Raw genomic sequence first — 22,394 nt, forward strand, 5'->3', positions numbered from 1 at the left:
CAATAAATAGGGAGCAATGGCATTAGACATGACCGATTTTCGCTTGTTGTCGCAGTTGATATTGATTCCGTGCAATCAGGAATGTCCCCCACAACAACAACAGCATAGCAACAACGCCATTAAAGCTAATCACATCGTTATAGGCACGAACTTGAGCCTCTCGAGTCACCACTTGATTGAGATTTTTTAAGGCTTGTTGTTGCTCTAACTGCTGATCGAGCGTGTAAGTATGCGAACTTTGTTGATACGCTAAAAGACGCTGTGCAATCAATGGATTGGTTTCGGGAAGTTGTTGAATCATCTCAGCACGATAGTTTTGGGTTCGGACTTGTTGATAGGTGGAGTAAAACGATGAACCGACTAAGCCACCAAAAGTTTGGGTCGCTGAAAATAAAACAATGAACGTGACAATATGGGTGGGGCCTTTTTGCATGGCGCTTAAGATACCCGTGATCAAGAGTGGACCAATAAATACACCACTGGCAAAGCCCACCAAAAACTGACTGCCGTAGAAGTTGGAAGGGCGAATATCGCTGGTGAGGTGAAAATCTAGCCCGCAAGCAATCAACACCAAAACTTCTGCTAATAGTAAGTGCCAAATAATCCGTTCACGTGAAAAAGTGATGGCACTAAATAAGGTTCCAGACACGATGCCGAAAAAGATCACCACATAGAGCGGGACAAATTGATCGGGGCCCATGCCCATAGTTTTGAGAAAACTGACGGCAGCATAACTTTGCTCCGACATTAAAAAGCGAATTGCAAAGGCTCCGATGATAAAACGAAGCGTGGATGATGTCCCCAGCCAACGCGTCATAATCAGTGGATTGACCCGATAATGCTCATAGACCAAACCAATCACAATCAGGCTGAACCCTGCAATGAGCAAATAGGCCAACCATTTCACTTCAAACCACCACAAGATAGGCCCTTGAGTCAGCACAATACACAAAAAGGCAAAACCGGGCGCAAGCAGGGCAAAGGTGAAAAAGTCCTGCTTTTCAAAAACAGCAATTCTTAAACTACGGGGCAACTTAAGCGACACCACCATTGCGAAACAGCACAGGGCTAAACCAATTTCAAAGGTATACAGGACATTCCAGTTATTCACATCAATGAGATAAGGCGAAATGATCCAAGCCAGTGGAATGCCGAGCTGTTGGAAGCCTAAAGCCAAATAGATACTGCGACCAAAATTTTCCCGCTTAAAGGCCTGCATAATGTAATACATGCCTAAAGAGCTGAGCGGTGCGGCAACCATGCCGCTGATAAAACGCACCAGTACGGCCATTTCAAAGGTATCTACAAAGACGTGTAAAACCAAAACCACAATAAAAATCAGTAAGCCAATTTCAGAGAATAGACGCAGACCGTATTGCTGGCGGGCTTTAAATAGAATCAGGTTCGCACTGACATTGGCCATCACATAAGCTGCGGGGATCCAAGCCACCTCAGAGGGTGTTAGTCCATATTCACCCTGTATTAAGGGTAAATTTGCAGTAATGAAACCGTTACTGAGACTGGCAGACAGTGCGACAAACAAACCAATAAAAAAATATATGAAGCGCTTAGGCGTGGAGTGCGCAATCACGGCAGGAGAGCCGGGTAGGGTTGGTTTTTCTTCGGCTGTCCAGTTTGGCGCAGGTTCGAGTAAACGTGGTGGCTGTGTCATGAGTGGTGACCTTTTATGCCCGAATACCATTGAGTAAGAGCTCAATCGCACGTTGTGCAAGTTGTTGTTGCTCTATATCGGTCAGCCCTTGGAATGAAGTCCTTAAAATGGCCGTAATCATGGCGTAATCTTGAGTGGTTAAATCGGGGCGACATACGCCGTGCCGAATGGCTTGATCAATCAAAGGCTGTAAAATCGCATCGCGGCGTGCGTAGATATCGACCATGACGGGATCATTACGCTCAATCACTCGCCAATATTCCATCAGTGCAGTTAAATACGGTAAGTTATAGACATGGTTTTCAATTAAACGAATAAAACCATCTTCATACTGAGAAAATGCTTCTGCACGAATTGCGAGACGTTCCAAAGCTTGTTCCATTAAGGCAATCACCAAAGCACGACGGTCATCAAAATTACGATAAAAAGTCGCCCGTCCGACATTGGCTGCGTCAATCACCTGTTGTAAGGGCGCATTTATCCCGTGTGTACGAAAAACCTGAACTGCGGCTTCCAGCAATTCCTCGCGGTTTTGTGCAGCGCGCTGTTGGCGACTGGTCATGGTGATTATTTCATTTAATTGGGGAGTGCTATTATTTAACGGACAAAAGTGTCCGTTGTAAATATTCAATCCTGTAAGATTTTGTAAATCAGGTTGTCTTTTTCTAATTTAATCTAATTTCGATAAGAAATAGGCGACTCGGAAACGTTATCTACAACCTGCATGGTGTAAATAAGATAATGTTTTATTCGCTATATTTGAATAAATCCAAGGAATGAACAGGTTTTGCAGATGACAATGGTTTTACCTACTTTTGACTAAACAAAAGTAGGGCGAGCCGCAGGCTGATGAAGAAATTGAATAAAACAAGATAGTTTTTTCAATACATCGGATAAATGTTTAAGTCTAATTTTAGTGAGCTTAAATTACTCATGTTATTGTTTTATTTATGAATGATTGATATTTATTTTATAAAGAAAATTCGCAGAGAACCATCATTTAGATGGATAAGAGTTGTAACAAAGTCGATAGGATTGGAAAAATAAAAGTGCTATGCTGAAAGAACAATAATGATAAATGAGGGGATATAATGAAAACCTTATCTACCCTAGTATTGGTTTTATTGCTCACTCAACTGACCGCGTGTGATGCAAAAAAGGATTTGAATCAGCCTAGAACTGAGGCTCGTACCATGATTATTGGTGGTGTTCCTGTGCATGATCGTGACTATAAACTACCATCACAAGAAATGGCTTTTAATCAGAAAACGCCTACACAGGCTGATACGTACTAATAGGTGAAAATAGGGAGGCATATTGTCAGTACATGGTAGTGCAAGGTGCGATGTGCAGTATAAAAGATGCATTGTGCTACGTCAGATTTGTGAAAATGTGAAGTAGACGTCTTACTTCCTGCAAACGTTTGTTGAATTAAAGCCTTACAAACGTATAAAAGGCCTTGTACTCGCCCAATATGCCCAAACTGTTGTGGCTCAAATTGGCTAGATCAGTTCGATTTGCCAATTTGAAGCTTGAATCTCTAAGTTATTTTGCCTGAGTTGCTGGCTAATTGCATCCGCTTGTTTTTGCAAGTCTGCAACCACAATAGTTTTAACCCAGCGAATTTCACTCGAACTATAACGACCATTTTCATGTCGTGAGCTGTCGATGGCCTGTTGAATAATACGATGCTGTTGTGTGAGCAAATCACGTGTGTTTAAAACACTGAGCATGGATTGACCCGTGCTGGTTTTAGCTTGAGCATTGGTCGCATGAATTTTTTCAATCAGATGATGTAACTCTGTATTCACACTAAAAGCCTCACCAATCAGCGCATTCGGGTCTTCACTCAGTTCATCGCCTTCTTGGATTAGCACATTATTGTTGATGCGTTGTTGTAAAGAGGCGAGTTTGGTTTGTAAGTCACTACGCAATAAAAGTGCTTCTGCTAGTTTCATAGATTTATTTTTAAAGTTTTAGATGAGTCTTATGCTGCATCTGTGCAATCAAAGCTGCAAGTGAGTTTTGTAATTTTTATGAAATCTAAAATCATGAGAAAACGATAGAAAAGTATTTAGTCAGTTTCGGTATTTTATTTAAAACGTGGAGATGTTTTTCCTATGTTGATTAGTCAATTTATTTACTAATGAGGTATAAAGTTTTATCTAATTTTTCTTTTTATCCAATTTAAAATTAGGTGTGTACACGGCCTCAACTTTCAATAAAGTATAAAAGGTGTTTATGTAGGTAATACCCTTACTTTTGATAGGCCAAAAGTAAGCAAAAGCCTTTGTTATCCATACATAACATCCCTATTATGATGGATAACGTGTGGCATCCCTGCCACACTCGCGTATCCAAACGTTGCTTAAATTAAACTATGTAATAGTAGCGACATAAATGTGCTCTTATCGCTATAGATTAGAAGTTTAGTGGAACACGGTTTCCAAAGCTTTCAAACCGACTTTCGGATCAAGCAGACCATTGTAAATTTCAGGGATTTCACGTTCCACCCCAAAGAATTCATAAATGGCAAGCATCGCCCCACGAACTGAATATTCCACAGTAAAGACCACATCGTCTTCAATTTCCACAAACTGTCCAAGGAAAGCAAAGTTTTGTGAGCCTTGAGGAATCACCTGAGGACGATCTCCCGGTTTACGGCAGGCAAACAGGGCAGAGGCGTATGGCATCATGGCTGTGGTAACATCAGTCGTTGTCAAAACATGATCTAAAATGTCGTCAAAACCGAGCTGTTTAATCAGTTCTGTTAGGATTTCTTGCCCCGTGGCTTCGGACATTGGTTTTTTGATGTAATCGCCTATATGGTCAATTTGGAAACCGTAGCCCCATAAGGTATATAAACCTTCAGGTAAGTCGGCAAAGTGTGGCTGTGCAGGAACCACTATGGATAAATGCCAACCCGACTCATACCAAGTCATGAGTGCGCCTGTGCCTGGTTCATTGCCTGTATAGTCAATAATACGTTTAAGTAGCACGTCATCTTTCATGGTCAGAGTGAAAGACTCCCACTTATGTTCATCGACATTGCCATAAAAAGTCATTGGACGGCCAAAGTCTGGGGCTTTTTGTGCCAGCGTTTCCCAAAGCGTCCAGCCATGATCTTCTCGATGACGAATAAGGGCAGGCACGTCATGATTACCGCCATAACGTGAGTCTGCTGTAATAGAGCCTAAAGTGAAAATAGCTAAATCATTGGCTTTCAGATTAATTTGCTCTGAGCCTTCAGGCAGTTGTACATATAGGCGCGAGGCATGGCGTTCTTGAGTTTCAGCATTGGTAATGAAGTCTGCATCTGTGACATAGTGTCCAAAACGCACATCGACGCCTTGTGCGACTAACCAACGCTGTAGGGGCAGGATCATTGAATCATATTGATTGTACTTGGTACGTTTCACACCCGCTAAGGTATGAATGCGTGGTAATTCTTGAATAAAACGCAAGAAATAGCGTCTTAACTCGGCTGCACTGTGCCATTTTTGAAAAGCGAAAGTTGTGCGCCACATGCGCCAGAAATTGGTTTCAAAAAAGGCTTCATCAAAAAACTCATCAATGCGGCGACTGCCAATTTTTTCTTCTTTTGAAGCCAATAGGCGCAGCATCTGCGCACGATGTAGTGTATTCAGACCAAGCTTTGCCGCATCCGCAATGACATGTTCGGCATCAATCAACCGTGCATTGGCGTGGGTTTTCACTTTTTCATTAAACTCACGACATTCTTCACGCACCGAAATGTCTGGATTTTCCAAAGATGGAATACTGGAAAATAAGTCCCATAGGCACAAATAAGTTTCATCGGTCAGCATTCGCCCACCACGTGTTACCCAAGCTTGCGCGGCATGCGGTGTATGTCCACCATCCATCGAACCACCTGAAATATCGAGTTCTTCTAATATATGGATATTTTTGGCAGGGACTTTGGCATCACGGATTGCAAATGCAGCAGCAGCCATACCTGCGATACCACCACCAATAATCCAAAGATGGGATTGTTGCGCGTCTAATGGGGTGCGCTTCTTATTTTGCATGGTTCACCTTTAATTCTGATGTTAAAAATTATGAAGTAAAAATGTGGTTTAGAGAAATAAAACCTTATAAATAGTAAGTCTTTTTATATATGAAAAATGTATGAAAAGGGAAGCAATTCCCCCATTATATTTTGTAATCAAAAATAAGCATATGATGGCTATTTTTAATACACATTTGTCTTTTTATTAAAATTCAATATGATCTAAATATCTGATTTTACATTTTATTATTGAGTAATTACTCTATTATTGTTTTCACTATGCCCTATGCCAAATTTACTTAAAAATAGACTTTTTTATTTATCATTAAAAAATATAATGGACGTACACGCTGCGGCTTGATCACGATATAAATGTGAAAAATAACTGATAAAGTGAATATCGTAAAAACTTTGTTTAGCGTAAAATCGCAGCTGATAAATTCTCACAATTTAGAGGTCACTCTTGGAATCATTTTGGATTTTGGGCTCGATTGCCTTTGCATTAATGTTAGGCGCAATGAGCCCTGGACCGACGTCGATTTATGTAGCAAAAAATTCGATTGCGATTTCTCGAAAGCATGGCCTCTTTACCGCATTGGGAACTGGAACAGGCGCAGCTGTTTTTGGTCTGTTGGCTGTACTTGGTTTACAAGCTTTTTTGTTGGCAGTGCCGTCAGCGTATTTGGCCTTAAAAATTTGTGGTGGGATCTATTTGCTTTGGCTCGCGTTTAAAATTATTAAACACGCCAAAGAGCCAATTGAGGCAGATCATTCCAGCTCAAAAGCAATGACTTTACGCCGTGCCTTTATGACTGGTTTAATTACTCAGCTCTCCAACCCTAAAATTGCGATTGTTCTAGCCAGTATTTTTACTGCACTTTTACCCAAAGAAATCCCAACTTATTACTATTATGTACTGCCTATTCTATGTTTCTTTATTGATGCGGGTTGGTGTTCGTTGGTTGCAGTGGCATTGTCTGCTGAAAAGCCGCGCCGCGTGTATTTGAAGTTTAAAGCAGTATTTGACCGCGCAGCAGGGGCGGTGATGACGGTGTTGGGTTTAAAACTTATTTTTGGAATGAAGTGATAAGGTTTTCAACAACAAAACTGGATTTTGTATAGGTAACTAAAAGCTAAATGGTTATAATCCCTTTGATTTTTTAATGATTTATAAATTAAAGATTTGAGGGATAAATTTTGAATAAATCTATAATTTTGGCCGTTTTGAGTGGCTTAGCATTATCTGCATGTTCAACAACAGAAACGTCAAAAACAATTCAATCACCGCAAGTAGCAGCGGCAGTGGCAACCGTTAAATACGCTGGCACTAAAACGCCTGTTTCTGTAGGAAAATTTGACAACCGCTCAAGCTACATGCGTGGCATTTTCTCAGACAATGTTGACCGTTTAGGTGGTCAAGCGAAAACCATTTTAGAAACGCATTTACAGCAATCGGGCTATTTCTCTGTCCTAAACCGTGACAACCTTGCTGAATTACAACAAGAAGCAGGCTTTACTAAATCCTCTCAATCTATCAAAGGCGCACGTTATGTATTAACGGGCGACGTGTCTGAATTTGGCCGTAAAGAAGTCGGTGATCACCAGCTATTTGGCATATTGGGTCGTGGTAAAACCCAAATTGCTTATGCCAAAGTGAACTTAAACATTGTCGATGTAAAAACAGCAGAAATTGTTCACTCTGTGCAAGGCGCAGGTGAGTATGCACTCAGTGAACGTGAAATTTTAGGTTTTGGCTCTACCGCTTCTTATGACTCAACTTTAAACGGTAAAGTTCTAGATTTGGCTGTACGCGAAGCGGTTAATAATTTGGTGTTGGATATTCAAACCAATAAGTGGTCTGCGCAGTAACTGGTTTGAATCAATGAAAAAAATCGTATTGGTTTTAGGTGCGATCTGCACCATGACTTTGGTGGGCTGTGTTTCAGCGCCAAAATCGTTATATAGCTGGGGCGAATACCCGCAGCAAACCTATTTGATGTTGAGTCTGCCAGAAAAGACTTCTCCACAAGAACAGATTGGCAAACTTGAAAAAGATATTGAAAAAGCCAAAGCCAAAAATGCAGCAGTGCCTCCGGGCTTGTATGCACATTTGGGTTTGTTGAATTTAAATATCAATAATGGGCCACGTGCTGTTCAGTATTTTGAACTTGAACGTCAAACCTACCCAGAGTCGACAGTATTAATGGATCGTCTTTTGAAAAAAATGACAGCCCAGTCTGCGGCAGGGAGTGTGAAGTGAAACATTTCAAAAAACTATGCGTACTTGGCCTTGCAATGACACTCTTCACAGGTTGTGCTACGACACCAAAAAGCAATCGTGACTTATCTGCATATCATGCCAATATGCCAAAATCCATTTTGGTGTTGCCGCCTGTAAATGAGTCACCCGATACACGGGCAACCTATGGGTATTGGTCTACCGTGACTTTACCTGTAGCAGAAGCGGGCTATTATGTGTTCCCCATTTCTGTGGTCGATACGCTATTTAAAGAAAACGGCGTAACCAATGGCTATGATGCGCAGCAAATTCCAATTCAGAAACTCAATGAAATTTTTGGAGCGGATGCTGCGCTGTATGTCAAAGTCAAAGAATATGGTTCTAAGTATCAAGTGATCCAATCGACCTCGACCGTTGCGGTCGAGGCAAAATTGGTGGATTTAAAAACCGGAGCATTATTATGGGAAGGTCAGGAAAAAATCCAACAAGCCAATAATAATAACAACGCCGGTCTGGTCGGGATGTTGGTGGGTGCTTTGATTGACCAAATTTCCAATCACCTATCGGACAAAGCCTATGTGCTGTCTAACAGTGTGAGTACGCAGTTGTATGCTCCGCAGTTGATGCAGCAAAAAGGGTTGCTATATGGACCTCGTTCTCCGCATTTTGTACAAAACTCGATGAGTCCACAGCAGTAAAAAAATCCCCTCAAATGAGGGGATTTTTACGATTTAACAAGCTTCTATTTGGTTGAAGTGACTTTTAACTCTCAGCCCAAAGAAGAGAGGATTTTCGTATAAATTAATCCTTAAAATGCACAGGAATCCATTGATAGCTTTTTCCATCTGCTGAATAGATATGTCCAATAGCAGGGAATGGCAAGTGTGGTGCTGCAATGGTTTTCCCGCCTTTTGCATATTCCGCAAATTGTTTTAAGCGGGTTTGCACTGCTTTTTTCGGGTCGATGTCATAATCAACAGCGGTTTCTGGTTTGTCTAATTGCACAGTATGAGAGTGCACAATGTCACCAATAAATACCACCGTTTCATCTTTGGTTTTCAGCTCATAGCTAAAATGTCCCGGCGTATGCCCCGCGGTATTAATCACTTTAAAGCCTTGAACTTGATCGCCTAATTGATACGTTTTGAAGCGTTGTTTGGCTTGATAGGGCGCAATGGCTTGTTTAATTTTTTCAACAGTTCCTAGGTAGCCGGCTTGTTTTTCTTTCGGGAGCTTTTCGACCTGTTTCGGGTTTAGCCAATAGTTCGCTTCATCGCTCGAAACATAAACCGTTGCATTTGGAAAGTTTGCCACACCATTTTGGCTAATACCACACACATGGTCTGGGTGTAGGTGCGTCAGTAAGATGGTATCGACTTGCTCTGGTTGATAGCCTGATGCTTTTAGATTGCTTAAAACTGAACCCAAATGTTCGCCAAAACAGCTCGCAGCGCCGCTATCCACTAAAACCAGCAAATGACCTGTATTTACAAGGAAGGCATTGACAGAGGTCTGTACGCCCTTGGCTTGGTCGGCAGCATATTTCTTTAAAATTTCATGGACTTCTTTTTCTGGAGTATTTTGAAATAATTTAGGCGACATGAAGTTTGTGCCGTCTAACAGGGCAGTGATTTGTACATCACCCGCTTGGTATTGGTAATAGCCTGAGACTTGTTTTTGTTGGGGGATTGGGGCAGGTGGGGAAAGAGCGAAGGATGAAACACTAATGAGACTGGAGCTAATTAAAGCGGAAGCAAGTAACTTATTCATTTATAAAGTTTCACAAAATTTGTTGAATTGTCTATTTTTTAGCATGTCATGGAGAACCTTTAAACTCCTTTTTATGGATTTTTATTTCAAGAGAATTATTTTTATCATTTGGCATTTTCTGACGTAGATCTTCAACAATTGCAAATACTGTTGAAAATATAGATGATCTTGTTAATTGAATTAAATTTAGGAGACTATTTTCGAAGTCAGTGATTTTTACATAAGTATGTGTAGAGTCATTAGAGAGTTCAAAAGTATCTGGAACTAGAAATAAAATATGATGTTCGAGAGCATTTCGCCAAACTTTATAGAAACCAAATTGTCCATTTTTTTCATTTAGATCAAAAATAAGACTGTTAATTGCAATCAAAGCAAAATTTTCTTTGCTTTCTAGGGCAGATTTATTCTGATGCCAAAAATTATTGAACGCAGTATTTTTCTCAATTTTTAGTGAAAAATACTGACACAAGAAGATTGCTAACTTATCTAATATTGAGAAACATAGTCTGAAACAAGTTCTTAGCTTTTCAGATCTTATATTAATGATTTCTTTGTCATCAAGTTCCGAATAACAGCTTTCATAATCAAACTTAGAGCTATTTGTGAATTTAGACTCATAGAACATTACTCGCATCAAGGAAAATTCGGCTTTCAATCGGTTGAGATATTGTTCATATATAAGAATATTAGTCGGAGAAATTATACCCTCTAAAAGAGTTAAATTATCTCGTTCATTGGCAATGCATGAACAATACATTCCATGAATATTCAGAGTTAAATTTTCTTCTATACACCATTGTCGGAATTGAGTCATAGAAGAATATTCTTTAAGTGTCTCAGCTTCTTCAGAATCTAAGTCTTTAGAATCTAATTGTTCAGTTAAAAAATTGACTTGATTTTTGTAGTAAGGTTTCCAGGTATTCGGAGTTAAATGTGAGTTACAAGCGAATTTATACCCTTTAATTATTTCCATAATCATTTTTGCGGTGCGATGATCTAATAGTTGATCAAATTGCTTTAAACAAGATGTTCGATTAAGCCATGCTTGTGGATAGGGCGTATTTTCTTTTATTACTAAATCATAGAGTTTTAAAGCTTCCGAAAATCGAAATTGTTGTTTGAGAACATTTGCAAGATTAATTATATTTTGTTGATATAAATCGTAATTATCTTCTTTTTTTATTAATTTATAAGCCTTCCAATATAAGTTCTTTACATCATTAAATAATTCTATATTTTTGAAATTCACGTCATCTTCTGAATAACCACAATCATTAGCTAATGCTAATTTTCCATTTGCTAAATTATAATAATAGTTAATATTAGATTGATTTTCATAATGCTCTGAGTAAGTCTCTAAAATTTGGATTCCTTTAGACACGGCACTTTTATTTCTTAACGATGTGCCTGCATCTATAAATTGTCCAGCTAAATTAAAGAATAGACGTAATACTGATTCTGATTTTTCATATTTTTCGAGTTCATTCAACATTATCTCAGAACCTAACAAAGCTTCTTCATATTGTTCAGTATCAATAGAATAAGAAATAGCATTTATAGCTTCGTTGATTTTCTTTAATTCTAATCTCATTTTATTAACTTACATAAAAAAGCCCCACTAAAATATAGCAGGGCTTTTTATGGGTGTCTAAACCTTAAGACACTTTATCACCAGCTTTAGCACCAGATTCAGGTGAAATCACCCAAACACCTTCGCCATTGCCCGCAGCTAAAACCATACCGTTTGAAATACCAAAACGCATTTTACGTGGTGCAAGGTTGGCCACCATCACCACCAATTTACCCTTAAGGTCTTCTGGTTGGTAGAATTCACGAATACCACTGAATACATTGCGCGGTTCAGCTTCACCAACATTTAAAGTCAGTTGTAGAAGTTTGTCAGAGCCTACTACCGTTGCAGCTTCTAAAACTTCAGCAACACGCAGGTCAACCTTCATAAAGTCTTCAATGCCAATAATCTCCGCTTCGCCGACTTTAGGTTCAACTTTCGCAGGTGCAGCTTTCTTCTCTTTTTTCTTTTCAACTTTTACAGGTTCAGCCGCAGCCGCTAAAGAGTCTTTAGATGCATCGACCATTGCCGCAACCGCTTTCGGGTCTACACGTTGCATTAACGGTTGGAACAATGCAATTTCATGATCAACCAATGCAGTTTGAGCAGAAGCAAAGTCAAAGCGGTCTAGTTTTAAGAACTCTTGCACTTGAGCCGCTAAGGTTGGAAGGACTGGTGCTAAATACACTGCCAATTGACGGAATAGGTTAATTCCTACCGAACAAACATTGTGTACTTGTTGCTCTTCGCCTTCAACTTTCGCTAAAGCCCAAGGTTTTTTCTCATCAATATATTGGTTGGCTTTATCTGCAAGTGCCATGATTTCACGAATGGCAGCAGAGAATTCACGTGCTTCATAGGCTTTCGCAATTGAGTCACCGGCATCAATAAAGCTTTGTACCAATTCAGGCTCTGCACAAGTTGCTGATAACTTATTTTCAAACTTGGTGTTGATGAATTTTGCACAACGGCTGGCAATATTCACTACTTTACCAACCAAATCAGAGTTTACTTTCTGAACGAAATCATCCAAGTTTAAATCAGAGTCTTCAACTTTATCTGACAGTTTAGACGCGAAGTAGTAACGTAAATATTCAGGGTTTAAGTGCTCTAAATACGTTTCAGCTTTGATGAATGTCCCGCGAGACTTCGACATCTTCTGACCGTTCACCGTCAAGAAACCATTGACGAATAAACCTGATGGCGTACGGTAGTTTGCACCTTCAAGCATTGCAGGCCAGAACAGCGCGTGGAAGTAAACGATGTCTTTACCAATGAAGTGATAGACTTCTTTGTCAGAGTCTTTCTTCCAAAAGTCATCAAAACTTAAATCAGGACGTTTAGCTTTGATGTAGTTTTCAAAACTCGACATATAACCAATCGGCGCGTCTACCCAAACGTAGAAATATTTATTCGGCGCATCTGGAATTTCAAAACCGAAATATGGCGCATCACGTGAAATATCCCAGTCGGATAGACCCGCTTCAAACCATTCATCCAGTTTGTTGGCAATTGAGACAGGTAAGCGACCTTGGTCACGCGTCCATTTTTGTAAATATTCAGAGAAATTCGGCAGTTTAAAGAAGTAATGATCTGAAGATTTCTCTACAGGCGTTGCACCACTTAAAGTCGACTTTGGGTTTAACAGCTCAGTCGCGTTGTATGTTGTACCGCAGACTTCACACGCATCGCCATATTGATCTTCCGACTTACATTTCGGGCACGTACCTTTAATGAAACGATCCGATAAGAACATGCCTTTTTCAGGGTCAAAAAGCTGGTTGACAGGACGGATGGCAATATTGCCTGCTTCACGGTTTTTCACATAAATTTCAGAAGCACGAGAGCGGTTTTCATCACTATGGGTTGAATCATAATGATCGAAATGCACACCGAAACCGTCAAAATCACGGATGTGTTCCTTTTGCACATTGGCAATTTGATCTTCAGGTGAAATACCATTGGCTTCGGCACGTAGCATGATGGCTGTACCGTGAGCATCATCCGCACATACATAAGTCACATCGTGTCCCATTGCACGCATGGCACGAACCCAAATATCTGCTTGGATATAACCGAGTAAGTGTCCCATATGGATGGGGCCATTGGCGTATGGTAGGGCGTTAGTGACTAAAATATTACGCACGGATATGACTCTCTCATTCGTATTTTATATAAGGTCAACGATTTTACCTTAGATAGCCGCGACTTGCACAAGTGAATCGGTGAAAAGTTTTCAAATGAGACTAAAGCCCATATGAATTGATCGCTAGATTGAGCATCCATCGCTAATTTGAGCAAGATACTGAAAAAATCATGGGAAATACCTTTACTAAAACGGCATAAAGCAGCTTGTTCATCTTTTAATGAAAGATTGAATGGATTGTCCAAAACTCAAATGATGGAACTTCAAACTAATGCGTATTTTCGCTATATTCATGCGCCATTAACAGCGATAATACTTAGATTCAGCCCGTTTTTAAGAGTATGCCGTCCATGATCGATGATGATTTTGATTTCGACCAACCCGTGACCCGAATTCCGCAAAATCCACAAGCGACTAAACTACTGGGCAATCGACTTTTACAACAAGCTGAACAATATCTTGCTTTAATGGGCAGTCGACCACATGCACAATTGGTCGAGTCGCTCCGTCAGCTCGAGTTGGAAGATCCGTACTTTGCAATAATGGCCGATCAGCTTGAGTATGAAAGTGATGAACCAATGGCCAATGATGTGCTCAATCTGTTGTTTTTCTGGCAAAGGGCCAATGAAAAAGAAGCTGATATGACTAAGTTTCAGTTGCCCAATTTAATCCAAACGGACTATTTCCAAGCGACTTTGCTTGACGCTTACGACGCGATGGATTTGGGTGCATTCCAAGCTCAGCGCCGCAGCGTGATTGAAGAAATCTTAAAACTGTATCAACAGCAGTGTTATGCAGGTTGTATTACGGTTCTTTATGGTCAAATTGAAGGAATTTTGACGGATGCGCTGATTGAACATGGGTATTTAAAGCAAAATCAAACCAAGTTCGTCGATGTGTATAAAATTGTACCGGGTTTGAAAGGCCATGAAGTCAAAAGCCTATGGCATAAAGTTAAAATTGCCAGTGAAATCAATCCGTATTTTCTGAGCCTTGAAGCATTGAAAATGGATGCGAGTTCTAGTGTCACGGCCAGCCGTCATAATATGGTACACGGTGCGGACGTGATCCATTTCACGCAAGCACGCAGTTTCATTTTGTTTATTTGGCTGTTTGCAGTTATCAGTTTTATCAGTACGTTAAAGCGTTAGTCACTGCCGTTGAGTGGTACAGGATGGTGTTTAAATTGCTGCATCCTGTACAGCTATTGTTTCCAAATGATGCAAATGAGGTCAGCACTTAAAAAGCAAGGTATAACTCTGAGTTAAGCAAAATTTTAAATACGAAAGAGGGCGGTGACATGACGAATAACAATAAACTCGATGATTTAAAAACCAAAGCGACTGATTTGGGTGAAGACTTGAAGTTGAAAGCTCAAGCGGCAAAACTGGAAGGTGAGAAAGTACTGGAAGATGTCAAACATCAGGCCACTGAAGCCAAGCTAGATGCTGAAAAGCAGCTGACTGACTTAAAGCAAAAAGCAGTAGAAACTAAAGCCGAAGATGATGCAGCTTTTGAGCAAAAGTTGGAGTCTGCACAAGCCAAAGCCGAGCATGCGAAACAAGTTGCGCAGGAAAAATTGGATCATTTTAAAGTTGAAGCAGGGCATAAACTGGATGAGGCGAAACTTAAAGCCACTGAGTTAAAGCATGAGGCCGAAATTAAACTGGAAGAATTTAAGGTGCAAGCCACTGAAAAGTTTGACGAGTTGAAAAAGAAAGCCACAGAAACACTGCAAAAGTTTAAAAAAGACGACCAAGCTTAATCCGTCTGAAATGGCGAATGTCGGCCTTAAATGTTCGCTAAGACTATGGCGTAGACTGTGTACTCAGTGCAGGGTCTGCGTCTAAATTAAACCACATGATGCTCTGAATTTGATTGTTCACGGTGCGAATGGTGTAACGATAGTTTGCAATTTCATATACATATACCGTCTCAAGTGGGCTATTCGGCGCACTGCTGATTGGGGTAGAGGACATAGAAATTGGCGATAAATCGATTTTTTTCTGCATGTCTTGAACTTGATCACCGATAGTCACCGTTTGACCCGCAGGGGTTTTAAATGAATTGGTTGACGTGTCTGCAAAACTAAAGCTAGATATGGTGCAAGCCAAAACAACCACGGCCCAAAGTTTCATTATTTTCTCCCCAAATCGCGTCAAGATAGAACAATAGAATATAGATATTTTGCTATGCAATAACATCACCTTAATTAGGGAGATTGGATTGTACTTACAATTCTTTACGTTCAAATTTGATGCAATTCACCGATTTTATTTTTTCAGTTAGCTTAAACAGCTATGCTTTGCCCTTTGATATTCAGCGTATAAAACCAACTAAAAAGCTAGGAATACTAAATTTCATGGCATAATCCATAAATACTGAACTTAACCTAAGTTCGTTTTGTGGTTAAACTATAGCATTCAGCTGAATACTCGAATTTGGAGTACATATATGTCGTGGCTTTCTTCTCTTAAATCAGTTTTTTCTCCTGCGCAGGAGGTAAAGGAAGAAGAAATCCAAACAGTACTGCAAAACTATATCTTGCCCAATTCAAACCATGCGTTGAAAGACCGCATTACTCAAGTGAATGTGCAGGGCAATATTCTGCAAATTACGATCAATACTTTTCCTGCCGAAGCAGATGATTTACAACAGATTCATGATGATTTGGCGGTTGCGCTTGAAGCATGCGGTATCAAAGAATTAAACATGCATGTGATTCAGCAAAAAACGGGACATAAAGAAAAGTCAGGTGGCTGTGGACATCAGCATGCTGAAGGTGAGAGCTGTTCAAGCCAAGCAAAAGAGGCTACACCGAAAAGCAATTTACCCCCAGTGATTGATGCTTCAGGCTCAGCAGCCCATGCTGCTGCACAAGCCGTTGAAACTGATCCAAATAATCCACCCATTCAAAAAGCAGCGCCACAACAACGTGATGTGCCGAAGCATCCGCGTATTCAAAATGTGATTTTGGTGTCCTCGGGCAAGGGGGGCGTTGGCAAATCCACCACCACGGTAAACCTTGCACTTGCTTTGCAAAAGCTCGGCTTAAAAGTTGGGGTCTTAGATGCGGACATTTATGGTCCAAGTATTCCGACCATGTTGGGCAATGCGGGCAAAACGCCGATGATTGAAGCGGAAAATTTTGTACCCTTAGATGCCTATGGTTTGGCAGTGTTATCGATTGGGCATTTAACAGGTGATCACAATACTCCTGTGGCTTGGCGTGGGCCGAAAGCGACAGGTGCGTTGATGCAACTGTTCAATCAAACCTTATGGCCTGACTTAGATGTATTGATGATTGATATGCCACCGGGCACAGGTGATATTCAGTTGACGCTTGCGCAGCGTATTCCTGTGACAGGTGCGGTGATTGTCACCACACCGCAAAATGTGGCACTTATGGATGCGACTAAAGGCATTGAGTTATTTAACCGCGTACATATTCCAGTTATGGGTGTTGTGGAAAATATGTCGACCTATATTTGCTCAAATTGTGGATTTGAAGAGCAAATTTTTGGTACGGGCGGCGGTGATAAACTGTCTGAGCAATATGCTATTCCGCTGTTGGGACGTTTACCTTTAAATGTACAAATCCGTGAAAATGCGGATGCGGGCAAGCCTTCTGTTTTAGTGGAAGACAGTGCAGCAGACAGCTATATGCAGATTGCTGAAAAAATTGCAGCCGCACTGCCTCAGGCTGAAAAAGATCAGACTCGTATTTTCTAAATGAGCCATAAAAAAGCCCAACACATTAAGTTGGGCTTTTTTTGTTTCTTTTTTAGGAGAGTGAATAGGACTGATTTTGTTTTTTTGCTTGCATAATATTAATGCTGATGGCGATCACCACCATCACAATCCCGATAATATCAGTCACAGTTTCAGGGATAATCATACATAAAGCACCTGCACCTAAGAAAATTCGCCAGAACCAGTTCAAACCAACTTTAAAGTAACCTTCAACTGCTGCCCCCAGTGCCAAAATCCCAACCACTGAGGTAAAGACAATACTCACAATAGTTGTCCATGCAGGAAAAGCAAACTCACGTGCATTGACTGCGACATTGGCTGTATCAATCATCAGCATGGCTGGGTTGTAGACAAACAAGAATGGGACAATGAAACCAGCCAAAGAAAGTTTCAAGGCTTGGAAACCTGTGCGCATTGGATCACCCCCTGCGATTCCCGCACCTGCAAAGGCGGCTAAGGCGACAGGGGGAGTAATATTGGCAAAAAGACCAAAGTAGAACACAAACATATGCGCCACCAGCGTGGGAATATCAAAGTTTGCCAAAGCAGGTGCAGCCATAGTCGCGGTAATGATATAGGCTGGAATCGAAGGAAGTCCCATGCCTAAAATCATTGATGCAATCATGGTAAAGAACAGCGTTAAAAATAGGCTGCCTGCACCGATGCTCATAATTGAGGAGGTCATGACAGAGCCAAAGCTGGTCAGGCTCACCACACCAATAATAATCCCCACCACAGCACAGGCTGCCATGACCGAAAGGGATTGTTTTGCACCATCGGCGAGCGCTTCTAATATTTCTTTGAAGCCCATACGGGTCGATTTGCGGAAACTCGCCACAATCACAGTTAAGACAATGGTGTAGACCGCGGCATAACTGACAGGGATGGATTGAAAGAGGAAAAACACCAAAGCCACGATCGGAATAAGCAAGTGTCCTCGTTCCTTTAGGACATCTTTAACCCGTGGCAAATCCGCTTTCGGGACACCTTTTAAATTGTCTTTACCAGCACGGAAATGAACCTGCGCCATCACACCTAAATAGTAGAGTAAAGCTGGAAGGGTGGCTGCAAGGGCAATGGTGCCATAACTGACACCCGTGGTTTCAGCCATAATGAAGGCACTGGCTCCCATCACCGGGGGTAAAATTTGTCCACCTACAGAGGCACTGGCTTCAACAGCACCTGCAAAATTTTTGTGGTAGCCAATTTTTTTCATCAAGGGAATGGTGAATGAACCGGTCCCTACGACATTGGCCACCGCTGTGCCATTAATACTGCCCATAAATCCACTGGAAATGACGGCAACTTTTGCAGGACCACCTTGTTTATGTCCCGCAAGTGCCATCGCAAGATCATTAAACAATTTGCCCATGCCTGATTTCGCCAGAAAAGCACCAAACAAAATAAACAGGAAAATAAAAGTGACTGAAGCGCCAATAGCGGAAGAATAAAGCCCTTCGGTTTTTAAATACATTTGCCCGAAAATATCACTAATACTATATGAACGCGTCAATAAACGATCTGGGACCCAGTCATAGTGGCTAAAAAACGGGTAAGACAGAAAGACTAAACCTAAAATAGGCAGCATCCATCCCATGACCCGCCGAGCACCTTCAACCACCAGCACCACGGCTAAAATGGCAAAAACAATATCTAAAGTGTTTGGAATACCCCCACGCGTGGTCATAATGGCTTGATATTCTTTCCAAAGGTATAAAAAGGTTGCTAAAGCGGCTAAGGCAAGTAACCAATCCAACCAAGGGATGCTTTGTCGTGAACTGGACTGACGCGCAGGATAAAGTAGAAAGATCAAAACTAAACCAATAGCGACATGGGCGGAACGTTGAATCAGTTCGGGTAGTGGATTAAAGGTAATAAATAAATGAAATAAGGAATAGAAAATAGCAATCGCCGCTATGAACCATGCCACAGACTTGTTGCTTGGGGAACGAGTCACTGACTCACGATCAAATTTTTCTAAAATGGCTTGTTGTTGTTGCTCATCTAATTGTTCAGGGGCAACTTTTTCTTCATTTTGAGTCATCGGCATTCTCCGATCTGCCATGCTTTCCACAAGGGCTGTTGTTGTGCTGTAATTTGCACCAAGGTGTAATCTGGATATTGTTGAAAAATAGGCCAGACGCGCTGGTGAATGATGATACTGCCTTGCATATTCTTGGAAATGATCCAGTTGATTTGATCAATTCGCCGATTAACTTTCATTCTGACTATACCGTCTTTTTGAAAGATGATGGAATAGTCATTCGGTGTGCCTGCACCGAAAGAAATCAGGTCGGTATAGCGCAATATAAAGTGCTGTTGCTCTCGTTGATAGTTTTCAATCCAACGAGTTTTTTCAACTGAATGTTTCCACTGCAAACTAAATTGTGCTGTTGAAATTCGGCACTGCATTTGAGCAACAGTTACTTCGCTATAGCGAACAGGTAAGAATAACAGCCCGCATAAACCGAGTAGAAAAAGTGCAGTAAACACTGCACTTTTTTTCAGCTTCATTTTTTCGCTGCGAGTTCGTCGTAATAACGTTTAGCCCCAGGGTGTAGCGGAGCAACCACGCCTTTTTGAGCCGTTTCTAGATTAATTTCTGTCGCTGCCTGATGTGAGTTGGCCAATTGTCCTAAACTATCAAAGAAGGTTTTGGTCAGTTTATAGACATCATCTTCAGAAAGATCGGAACGGACCACTAAAGCATTCATAATGGCCGCAGTTGGAATATCTTCTGCATTGCCATAAGTCCCTTTCGGAATATTCAGAGATAGGAAATAGGTTTGGTTTTTGGCGATTTGTTTTACTTTCTCAGGATCGATCCCGACCAGTTGTAAATCGAAACCTTGTTGCAGCTCCATCAAGGATGAGTTGGGGATACCACTGGTTAAGAATGCAGCATCAATTTTTCCACCCTTTAAAGCATCCGCGGCTTCTGCATAGCCTAGATAATCGACCTTCACGTCATTGTAAGTAATACCAAAACCATTTAAGAGGGTGCGCGCATTAACTTCAACCCCTGAGTTTTGGGCACCGACAGCAATACGCTTACCTTTTAAGTCTTCAAGCTTTTTAATGCCTGATTTTTTTGAGGCCACAATTTGCACATAGTTGGGATAAAGTGCCGCCACTTGTTGGACATTATCAATTTTCCCACTGGCAAAACTGCCAGTGCCATTTAGTGCTTCGGTTAAGCTGTCACTCATGACAAAAGCCATTTCAACTTTTTTCTGTTTGAGTAAGTTAAGATTTTCTACCGATGCGCCTGTGGTTTGGGTTTTTGAATTTACACCGTAGGTTTTATTATAAATTTCAGCCAAACTGGTGCCAATCACGTTGTATGGGCCAGATGCACCACCTGTCGCTATGTTGACAAATTTACTTTGGAGTTTGTCGGATGCTTGTGCACTGGTTTCAGTTTGAGCATCGCCTGAAGTTGCGGTTTTATTGTCACTTGAGCATGCTCCTAGACCCGCAAGTGCAATTGAAAGTAGCGTGAGTTGAGTCCATTTTTTCATATACTTTTCCTCGTTTTATTATCTTCAAAGCCATTCACTTGGCTCTTTTATCCTTGACTTTGCGTGATCAGATTGATGAATAAAAATACGCATGTTTTAAAAAGTAACTGATTAAAAATCATTTGAATAGTTTTTTTTCATTAGGCATGTCTATTTGATTTATAAAATCATTGATTTGAAAAAAGAATAAAGCATGTGGCGTCATTTTTATGAATGCTAGATTGGGTAAGGGTCTTATACGGTATTTATGTTAAGTATTGAATGAAAATTAAAAAAACTGTTATCACGGTTCACTAAATTTGATTGCTTTCAGCAAGGCAAGTCATTACGCTTATAGCTATATATATGTGGGTCTGTGAATATGGTCACTTGGTTTTTTATTGGTTTAGTGATAACCATTCTTTTAACTCCAGGACCAACCAATACCCTACTTGCCTCTTCGGGCATTCAAGTCGGTATTCGTAAATCTTTGCGTCTCATTCCAGCAGAAGCTTTTGGCTATCTCATTTCAATCACGGCATGGGGCTTCCTTATTGGAAAAGTGTCCGTACACTTGCCTTTATTGCCGACTATTTTAAAACTGTTCAGTGCAAGCTATATCATTTATTTGGCCATCAAATTATGGCGTACAGCCGATGCTGAAGTGAGCTTTAATCAACCGACTATTCGGGCACGTGAACTGTTTTTGGCAACACTATTGAACCCTAAAGCATTATTGTTTGCTTCAGCCATTTTCCCGACTATTGCGTGGACAAAACTGGATTATTACTTGTCACATATGTCGCTGTTTTTGGTTTTGATTGTTCCAATTGCTTTCTTTTGGACTTTTATCGGGTCAATTTTAGCGAGCAATAAAATTCGTTGGCTGAACCAATCTAACCTGCAAAAAACAGCATCGCTGGTTTTGATGAGTTTTTCGATTCCGCTGAGCTATTCTGCGATTTTAAGCTTTTAATTTAGTAATTAAAGCCAGAAATTTTGAGAACTTAAACGCGCTTATTTTCATTGAAAGCGATTTCAGTTAAAGTACAACGCAATTATTGAAATTAAGCTTTTTTGGAAAGAATAAATGGCTATTAAGTCCGATCGTTGGATTCGCGAAATGAGCGAAAAACACGGCATGATCGAACCGTATGCAGAAAACCAAGTTCGTTTAGATGAAAATGGTCAAAAACTCATTTCTTATGGTGTGTCGAGCTATGGTTATGATGTTCGTTGCGCGCGTGAGTTTAAAGTTTTTACCAATGTTCACTCGGCAATTGTAGATCCAAAAAACTTTGATGATAAAAGTTTTATCGACATTGAAGCTGATGTTTGTATTATTCCGCCGAACTCATTTGCTTTAGCACGTACCGTTGAGTATTTCCGTATTCCACGTAATGTGTTGACTGTGTGTTTGGGTAAATCGACCTATGCACGTTGCGGTATTATCGTAAACGTCACACCACTTGAGCCTGAGTGGGAAGGTCATGTTACTTTAGAGTTCTCGAACACAACCAATCTTCCTGCACGTATTTATGCAGGTGAGGGTGTTGCACAAATGTTGTTCTTCGAATCTGACGAAGTGTGTGAAACATCGTATAAAGACCGTGGTGGTAAGTACCAAGGTCAAACAGGTGTAACTTTACCGAAGACCTAAGTTTTTGATATTTAAGAAAGCGGATCATTGATCCGCTTTTTTTATGTCAATTCA

General features: G+C 40.7%; 21 protein-coding genes. 10 read left to right on the forward strand and 11 right to left on the reverse strand.

Translation table 11 applies throughout. The annotated features are described in order from the left end of the window. Positions 1–22 precede the first annotated feature (22 nt). Both MF4640_RS00975 and MF4640_RS00980 read right to left on the reverse strand, forming a co-directional pair. Positions 23–1,672, reverse strand: a complete 1,650-nt coding sequence (locus tag MF4640_RS00975; RefSeq protein WP_078388382.1) for an MFS transporter — start codon at positions 1,670–1,672, stop codon at positions 23–25. 13 nt (positions 1,673–1,685) lie between these two features. Further along, on the reverse strand, positions 1,686–2,234 hold the full coding sequence (locus tag MF4640_RS00980; RefSeq protein ID WP_078388383.1) for a TetR/AcrR family transcriptional regulator: 549 nt from the start codon (positions 2,232–2,234) through the stop codon (positions 1,686–1,688). A 529-nt stretch (positions 2,235–2,763) separates the two neighbouring features. Here MF4640_RS00980 and MF4640_RS00985 point away from each other — a divergent pair. Further along, complete coding sequence (locus tag MF4640_RS00985; protein ID WP_004694549.1) at positions 2,764–2,967, forward strand: NF038215 family lipoprotein; 204 nt, start codon at positions 2,764–2,766, stop codon at positions 2,965–2,967. A 207-nt stretch (positions 2,968–3,174) separates the two neighbouring features. Here MF4640_RS00985 and MF4640_RS00990 read toward each other — a convergent pair whose 3' ends face one another. Beyond that, the gene (locus MF4640_RS00990; RefSeq protein WP_078388384.1) at positions 3,175–3,630 is read right to left on the reverse strand and encodes a DIP1984 family protein; all 456 of its coding nucleotides are present in this window, start codon (positions 3,628–3,630) and stop codon (positions 3,175–3,177) included. Between the two features lie 471 nt (positions 3,631–4,101). Beyond that, positions 4,102–5,721, reverse strand: coding sequence for an oleate hydratase (locus MF4640_RS00995; protein WP_078388385.1), 1,620 nt, complete (start codon positions 5,719–5,721; stop codon positions 4,102–4,104). A gap of 444 nt (positions 5,722–6,165) precedes the next feature. On the opposite strand from MF4640_RS00995, the gene MF4640_RS01000 reads away from it, so the two are divergent. From MF4640_RS01000 to MF4640_RS01015, 4 genes are all read left to right on the forward strand, one after another. Beyond that, on the forward strand, positions 6,166–6,789 hold the full coding sequence (locus tag MF4640_RS01000; RefSeq protein WP_078388386.1) for a LysE family translocator: 624 nt from the start codon (positions 6,166–6,168) through the stop codon (positions 6,787–6,789). Between the two features lie 110 nt (positions 6,790–6,899). Continuing rightward, positions 6,900–7,571, forward strand: a complete 672-nt coding sequence (locus MF4640_RS01005) for a CsgG/HfaB family protein (protein ID WP_078388387.1) — start codon at positions 6,900–6,902, stop codon at positions 7,569–7,571. Positions 7,572–7,584: 13 nt separating this feature from the next. Then, positions 7,585–7,962, forward strand: a complete 378-nt coding sequence (locus MF4640_RS01010; RefSeq protein ID WP_078388388.1) for a DUF4810 domain-containing protein — start codon at positions 7,585–7,587, stop codon at positions 7,960–7,962. Next, a complete protein-coding gene (locus MF4640_RS01015) occupies positions 7,959–8,639 on the forward strand; it encodes a DUF799 domain-containing protein (protein WP_078388390.1) in 681 nt (226 codons plus the stop codon). The genes MF4640_RS01010 and MF4640_RS01015 overlap by 4 nt, the downstream gene beginning before the upstream one ends. A gap of 103 nt (positions 8,640–8,742) precedes the next feature. On the opposite strand, the gene MF4640_RS01020 is transcribed toward MF4640_RS01015, so the two are convergent. The 3 genes from MF4640_RS01020 to metG form a co-directional block, all read right to left on the reverse strand. Beyond that, a complete protein-coding gene (locus MF4640_RS01020; protein ID WP_078388392.1) occupies positions 8,743–9,711 on the reverse strand; it encodes an MBL fold metallo-hydrolase in 969 nt (322 codons plus the stop codon). A gap of 46 nt (positions 9,712–9,757) precedes the next feature. Continuing rightward, the gene (locus tag MF4640_RS01025) at positions 9,758–11,302 is read right to left on the reverse strand and encodes an LA2681 family HEPN domain-containing protein (RefSeq protein ID WP_010326230.1); all 1,545 of its coding nucleotides are present in this window, start codon (positions 11,300–11,302) and stop codon (positions 9,758–9,760) included. Between the two features lie 64 nt (positions 11,303–11,366). Then, entirely contained in the window at positions 11,367–13,427 is a 2,061-nt protein-coding gene (metG, locus tag MF4640_RS01030; protein WP_078388393.1) for a methionine--tRNA ligase, read from the reverse strand. Between the two features lie 350 nt (positions 13,428–13,777). Between metG and MF4640_RS01035 the strand changes: the two genes are divergently transcribed. Next, positions 13,778–14,578 (forward strand): hypothetical protein, encoded by an 801-nt coding sequence (locus MF4640_RS01035; protein ID WP_078388395.1) that lies wholly within the window; start codon positions 13,778–13,780, stop codon positions 14,576–14,578. A gap of 149 nt (positions 14,579–14,727) precedes the next feature. Beyond that, positions 14,728–15,192: a hypothetical protein gene (locus MF4640_RS01040; RefSeq protein ID WP_078388397.1), complete on the forward strand. Its 465-nt coding sequence runs from the start codon at positions 14,728–14,730 to the stop codon at positions 15,190–15,192. A 43-nt stretch (positions 15,193–15,235) separates the two neighbouring features. On the opposite strand, the gene MF4640_RS01045 is transcribed toward MF4640_RS01040, so the two are convergent. Beyond that, on the reverse strand, positions 15,236–15,565 hold the full coding sequence (locus tag MF4640_RS01045) for a hypothetical protein (RefSeq protein ID WP_004694526.1): 330 nt from the start codon (positions 15,563–15,565) through the stop codon (positions 15,236–15,238). 316 nt (positions 15,566–15,881) lie between these two features. Between MF4640_RS01045 and apbC the strand changes: the two genes are divergently transcribed. Further along, positions 15,882–17,159 carry an iron-sulfur cluster carrier protein ApbC gene (apbC, locus tag MF4640_RS01050; RefSeq protein ID WP_078388398.1) on the forward strand — a complete coding sequence of 426 codons (1,278 nt, stop codon included), beginning with the start codon at positions 15,882–15,884 and terminating at the stop codon, positions 17,157–17,159. 52 nt (positions 17,160–17,211) lie between these two features. Here apbC and MF4640_RS01055 read toward each other — a convergent pair whose 3' ends face one another. Genes MF4640_RS01055 through MF4640_RS01065 form a run of 3 tightly spaced genes read right to left on the reverse strand, consistent with a single transcriptional unit; the run spans position 17,212 to position 20,701 of the window. Beyond that, complete coding sequence (locus tag MF4640_RS01055; protein WP_010326235.1) at positions 17,212–19,224, reverse strand: TRAP transporter permease; 2,013 nt, start codon at positions 19,222–19,224, stop codon at positions 17,212–17,214. Then, positions 19,221–19,694 (reverse strand): DUF1850 domain-containing protein, encoded by a 474-nt coding sequence (locus MF4640_RS01060; RefSeq protein ID WP_078388399.1) that lies wholly within the window; start codon positions 19,692–19,694, stop codon positions 19,221–19,223. The genes MF4640_RS01055 and MF4640_RS01060 overlap by 4 nt, the downstream gene beginning before the upstream one ends. Continuing rightward, positions 19,691–20,701: a TAXI family TRAP transporter solute-binding subunit gene (locus MF4640_RS01065; RefSeq protein ID WP_078388400.1), complete on the reverse strand. Its 1,011-nt coding sequence runs from the start codon at positions 20,699–20,701 to the stop codon at positions 19,691–19,693. The genes MF4640_RS01060 and MF4640_RS01065 overlap by 4 nt, the downstream gene beginning before the upstream one ends. A 361-nt stretch (positions 20,702–21,062) precedes the next feature. Here MF4640_RS01065 and MF4640_RS01070 point away from each other — a divergent pair, with 361 nt between their 5' ends. Beyond that, positions 21,063–21,656, forward strand: coding sequence for a LysE family translocator (locus MF4640_RS01070; RefSeq protein ID WP_004694517.1), 594 nt, complete (start codon positions 21,063–21,065; stop codon positions 21,654–21,656). 114 nt (positions 21,657–21,770) lie between these two features. Then, a complete protein-coding gene (dcd, locus tag MF4640_RS01075; protein WP_004694514.1) occupies positions 21,771–22,340 on the forward strand; it encodes a dCTP deaminase in 570 nt (189 codons plus the stop codon). Positions 22,341–22,394 lie beyond the last annotated feature (54 nt).

Source organism: Acinetobacter sp. MF4640 (genome assembly GCF_002018895.1).
Lineage (GTDB): Bacteria > Pseudomonadota > Gammaproteobacteria > Pseudomonadales > Moraxellaceae > Acinetobacter > Acinetobacter johnsonii.

Excerpts from the sequence above, each read along its gene's own strand:
- MF4640_RS01010 (WP_078388388.1), top strand. The coding sequence starts at position 7,585 with ATGAAAAAAATCGTATTGGTTTTAGGTGCGATCTGCACCATGACTTTG.
- MF4640_RS01020 (WP_078388392.1), bottom strand. The coding sequence starts at position 9,711 with ATGAATAAGTTACTTGCTTCCGCTTTAATTAGCTCCAGTCTCATTAGT.
- MF4640_RS01025 (WP_010326230.1), bottom strand. The coding sequence starts at position 11,302 with ATGAGATTAGAATTAAAGAAAATCAACGAAGCTATAAATGCTATTTCT.
- MF4640_RS01055 (WP_010326235.1), bottom strand. The coding sequence starts at position 19,224 with ATGACTCAAAATGAAGAAAAAGTTGCCCCTGAACAATTAGATGAGCAA.
- dcd (WP_004694514.1), top strand. The coding sequence starts at position 21,771 with ATGGCTATTAAGTCCGATCGTTGGATTCGCGAAATGAGCGAAAAACAC.
- MF4640_RS01060 (WP_078388399.1), bottom strand. The coding sequence starts at position 19,694 with ATGAAGCTGAAAAAAAGTGCAGTGTTTACTGCACTTTTTCTACTCGGT.
- MF4640_RS00995 (WP_078388385.1), bottom strand. The coding sequence starts at position 5,721 with ATGCAAAATAAGAAGCGCACCCCATTAGACGCGCAACAATCCCATCTT.
- MF4640_RS00980 (WP_078388383.1), bottom strand. The coding sequence starts at position 2,234 with ATGACCAGTCGCCAACAGCGCGCTGCACAAAACCGCGAGGAATTGCTG.
- MF4640_RS00975 (WP_078388382.1), bottom strand. The coding sequence starts at position 1,672 with ATGACACAGCCACCACGTTTACTCGAACCTGCGCCAAACTGGACAGCC.
- MF4640_RS01035 (WP_078388395.1), top strand. The coding sequence starts at position 13,778 with ATGATCGATGATGATTTTGATTTCGACCAACCCGTGACCCGAATTCCG.
- MF4640_RS00985 (WP_004694549.1), top strand. The coding sequence starts at position 2,764 with ATGAAAACCTTATCTACCCTAGTATTGGTTTTATTGCTCACTCAACTG.
- MF4640_RS01070 (WP_004694517.1), top strand. The coding sequence starts at position 21,063 with ATGGTCACTTGGTTTTTTATTGGTTTAGTGATAACCATTCTTTTAACT.
- MF4640_RS00990 (WP_078388384.1), bottom strand. The coding sequence starts at position 3,630 with ATGAAACTAGCAGAAGCACTTTTATTGCGTAGTGACTTACAAACCAAA.
- MF4640_RS01040 (WP_078388397.1), top strand. The coding sequence starts at position 14,728 with ATGACGAATAACAATAAACTCGATGATTTAAAAACCAAAGCGACTGAT.
- apbC (WP_078388398.1), top strand. The coding sequence starts at position 15,882 with ATGTCGTGGCTTTCTTCTCTTAAATCAGTTTTTTCTCCTGCGCAGGAG.
- MF4640_RS01045 (WP_004694526.1), bottom strand. The coding sequence starts at position 15,565 with ATGAAACTTTGGGCCGTGGTTGTTTTGGCTTGCACCATATCTAGCTTT.
- MF4640_RS01065 (WP_078388400.1), bottom strand. The coding sequence starts at position 20,701 with ATGAAAAAATGGACTCAACTCACGCTACTTTCAATTGCACTTGCGGGT.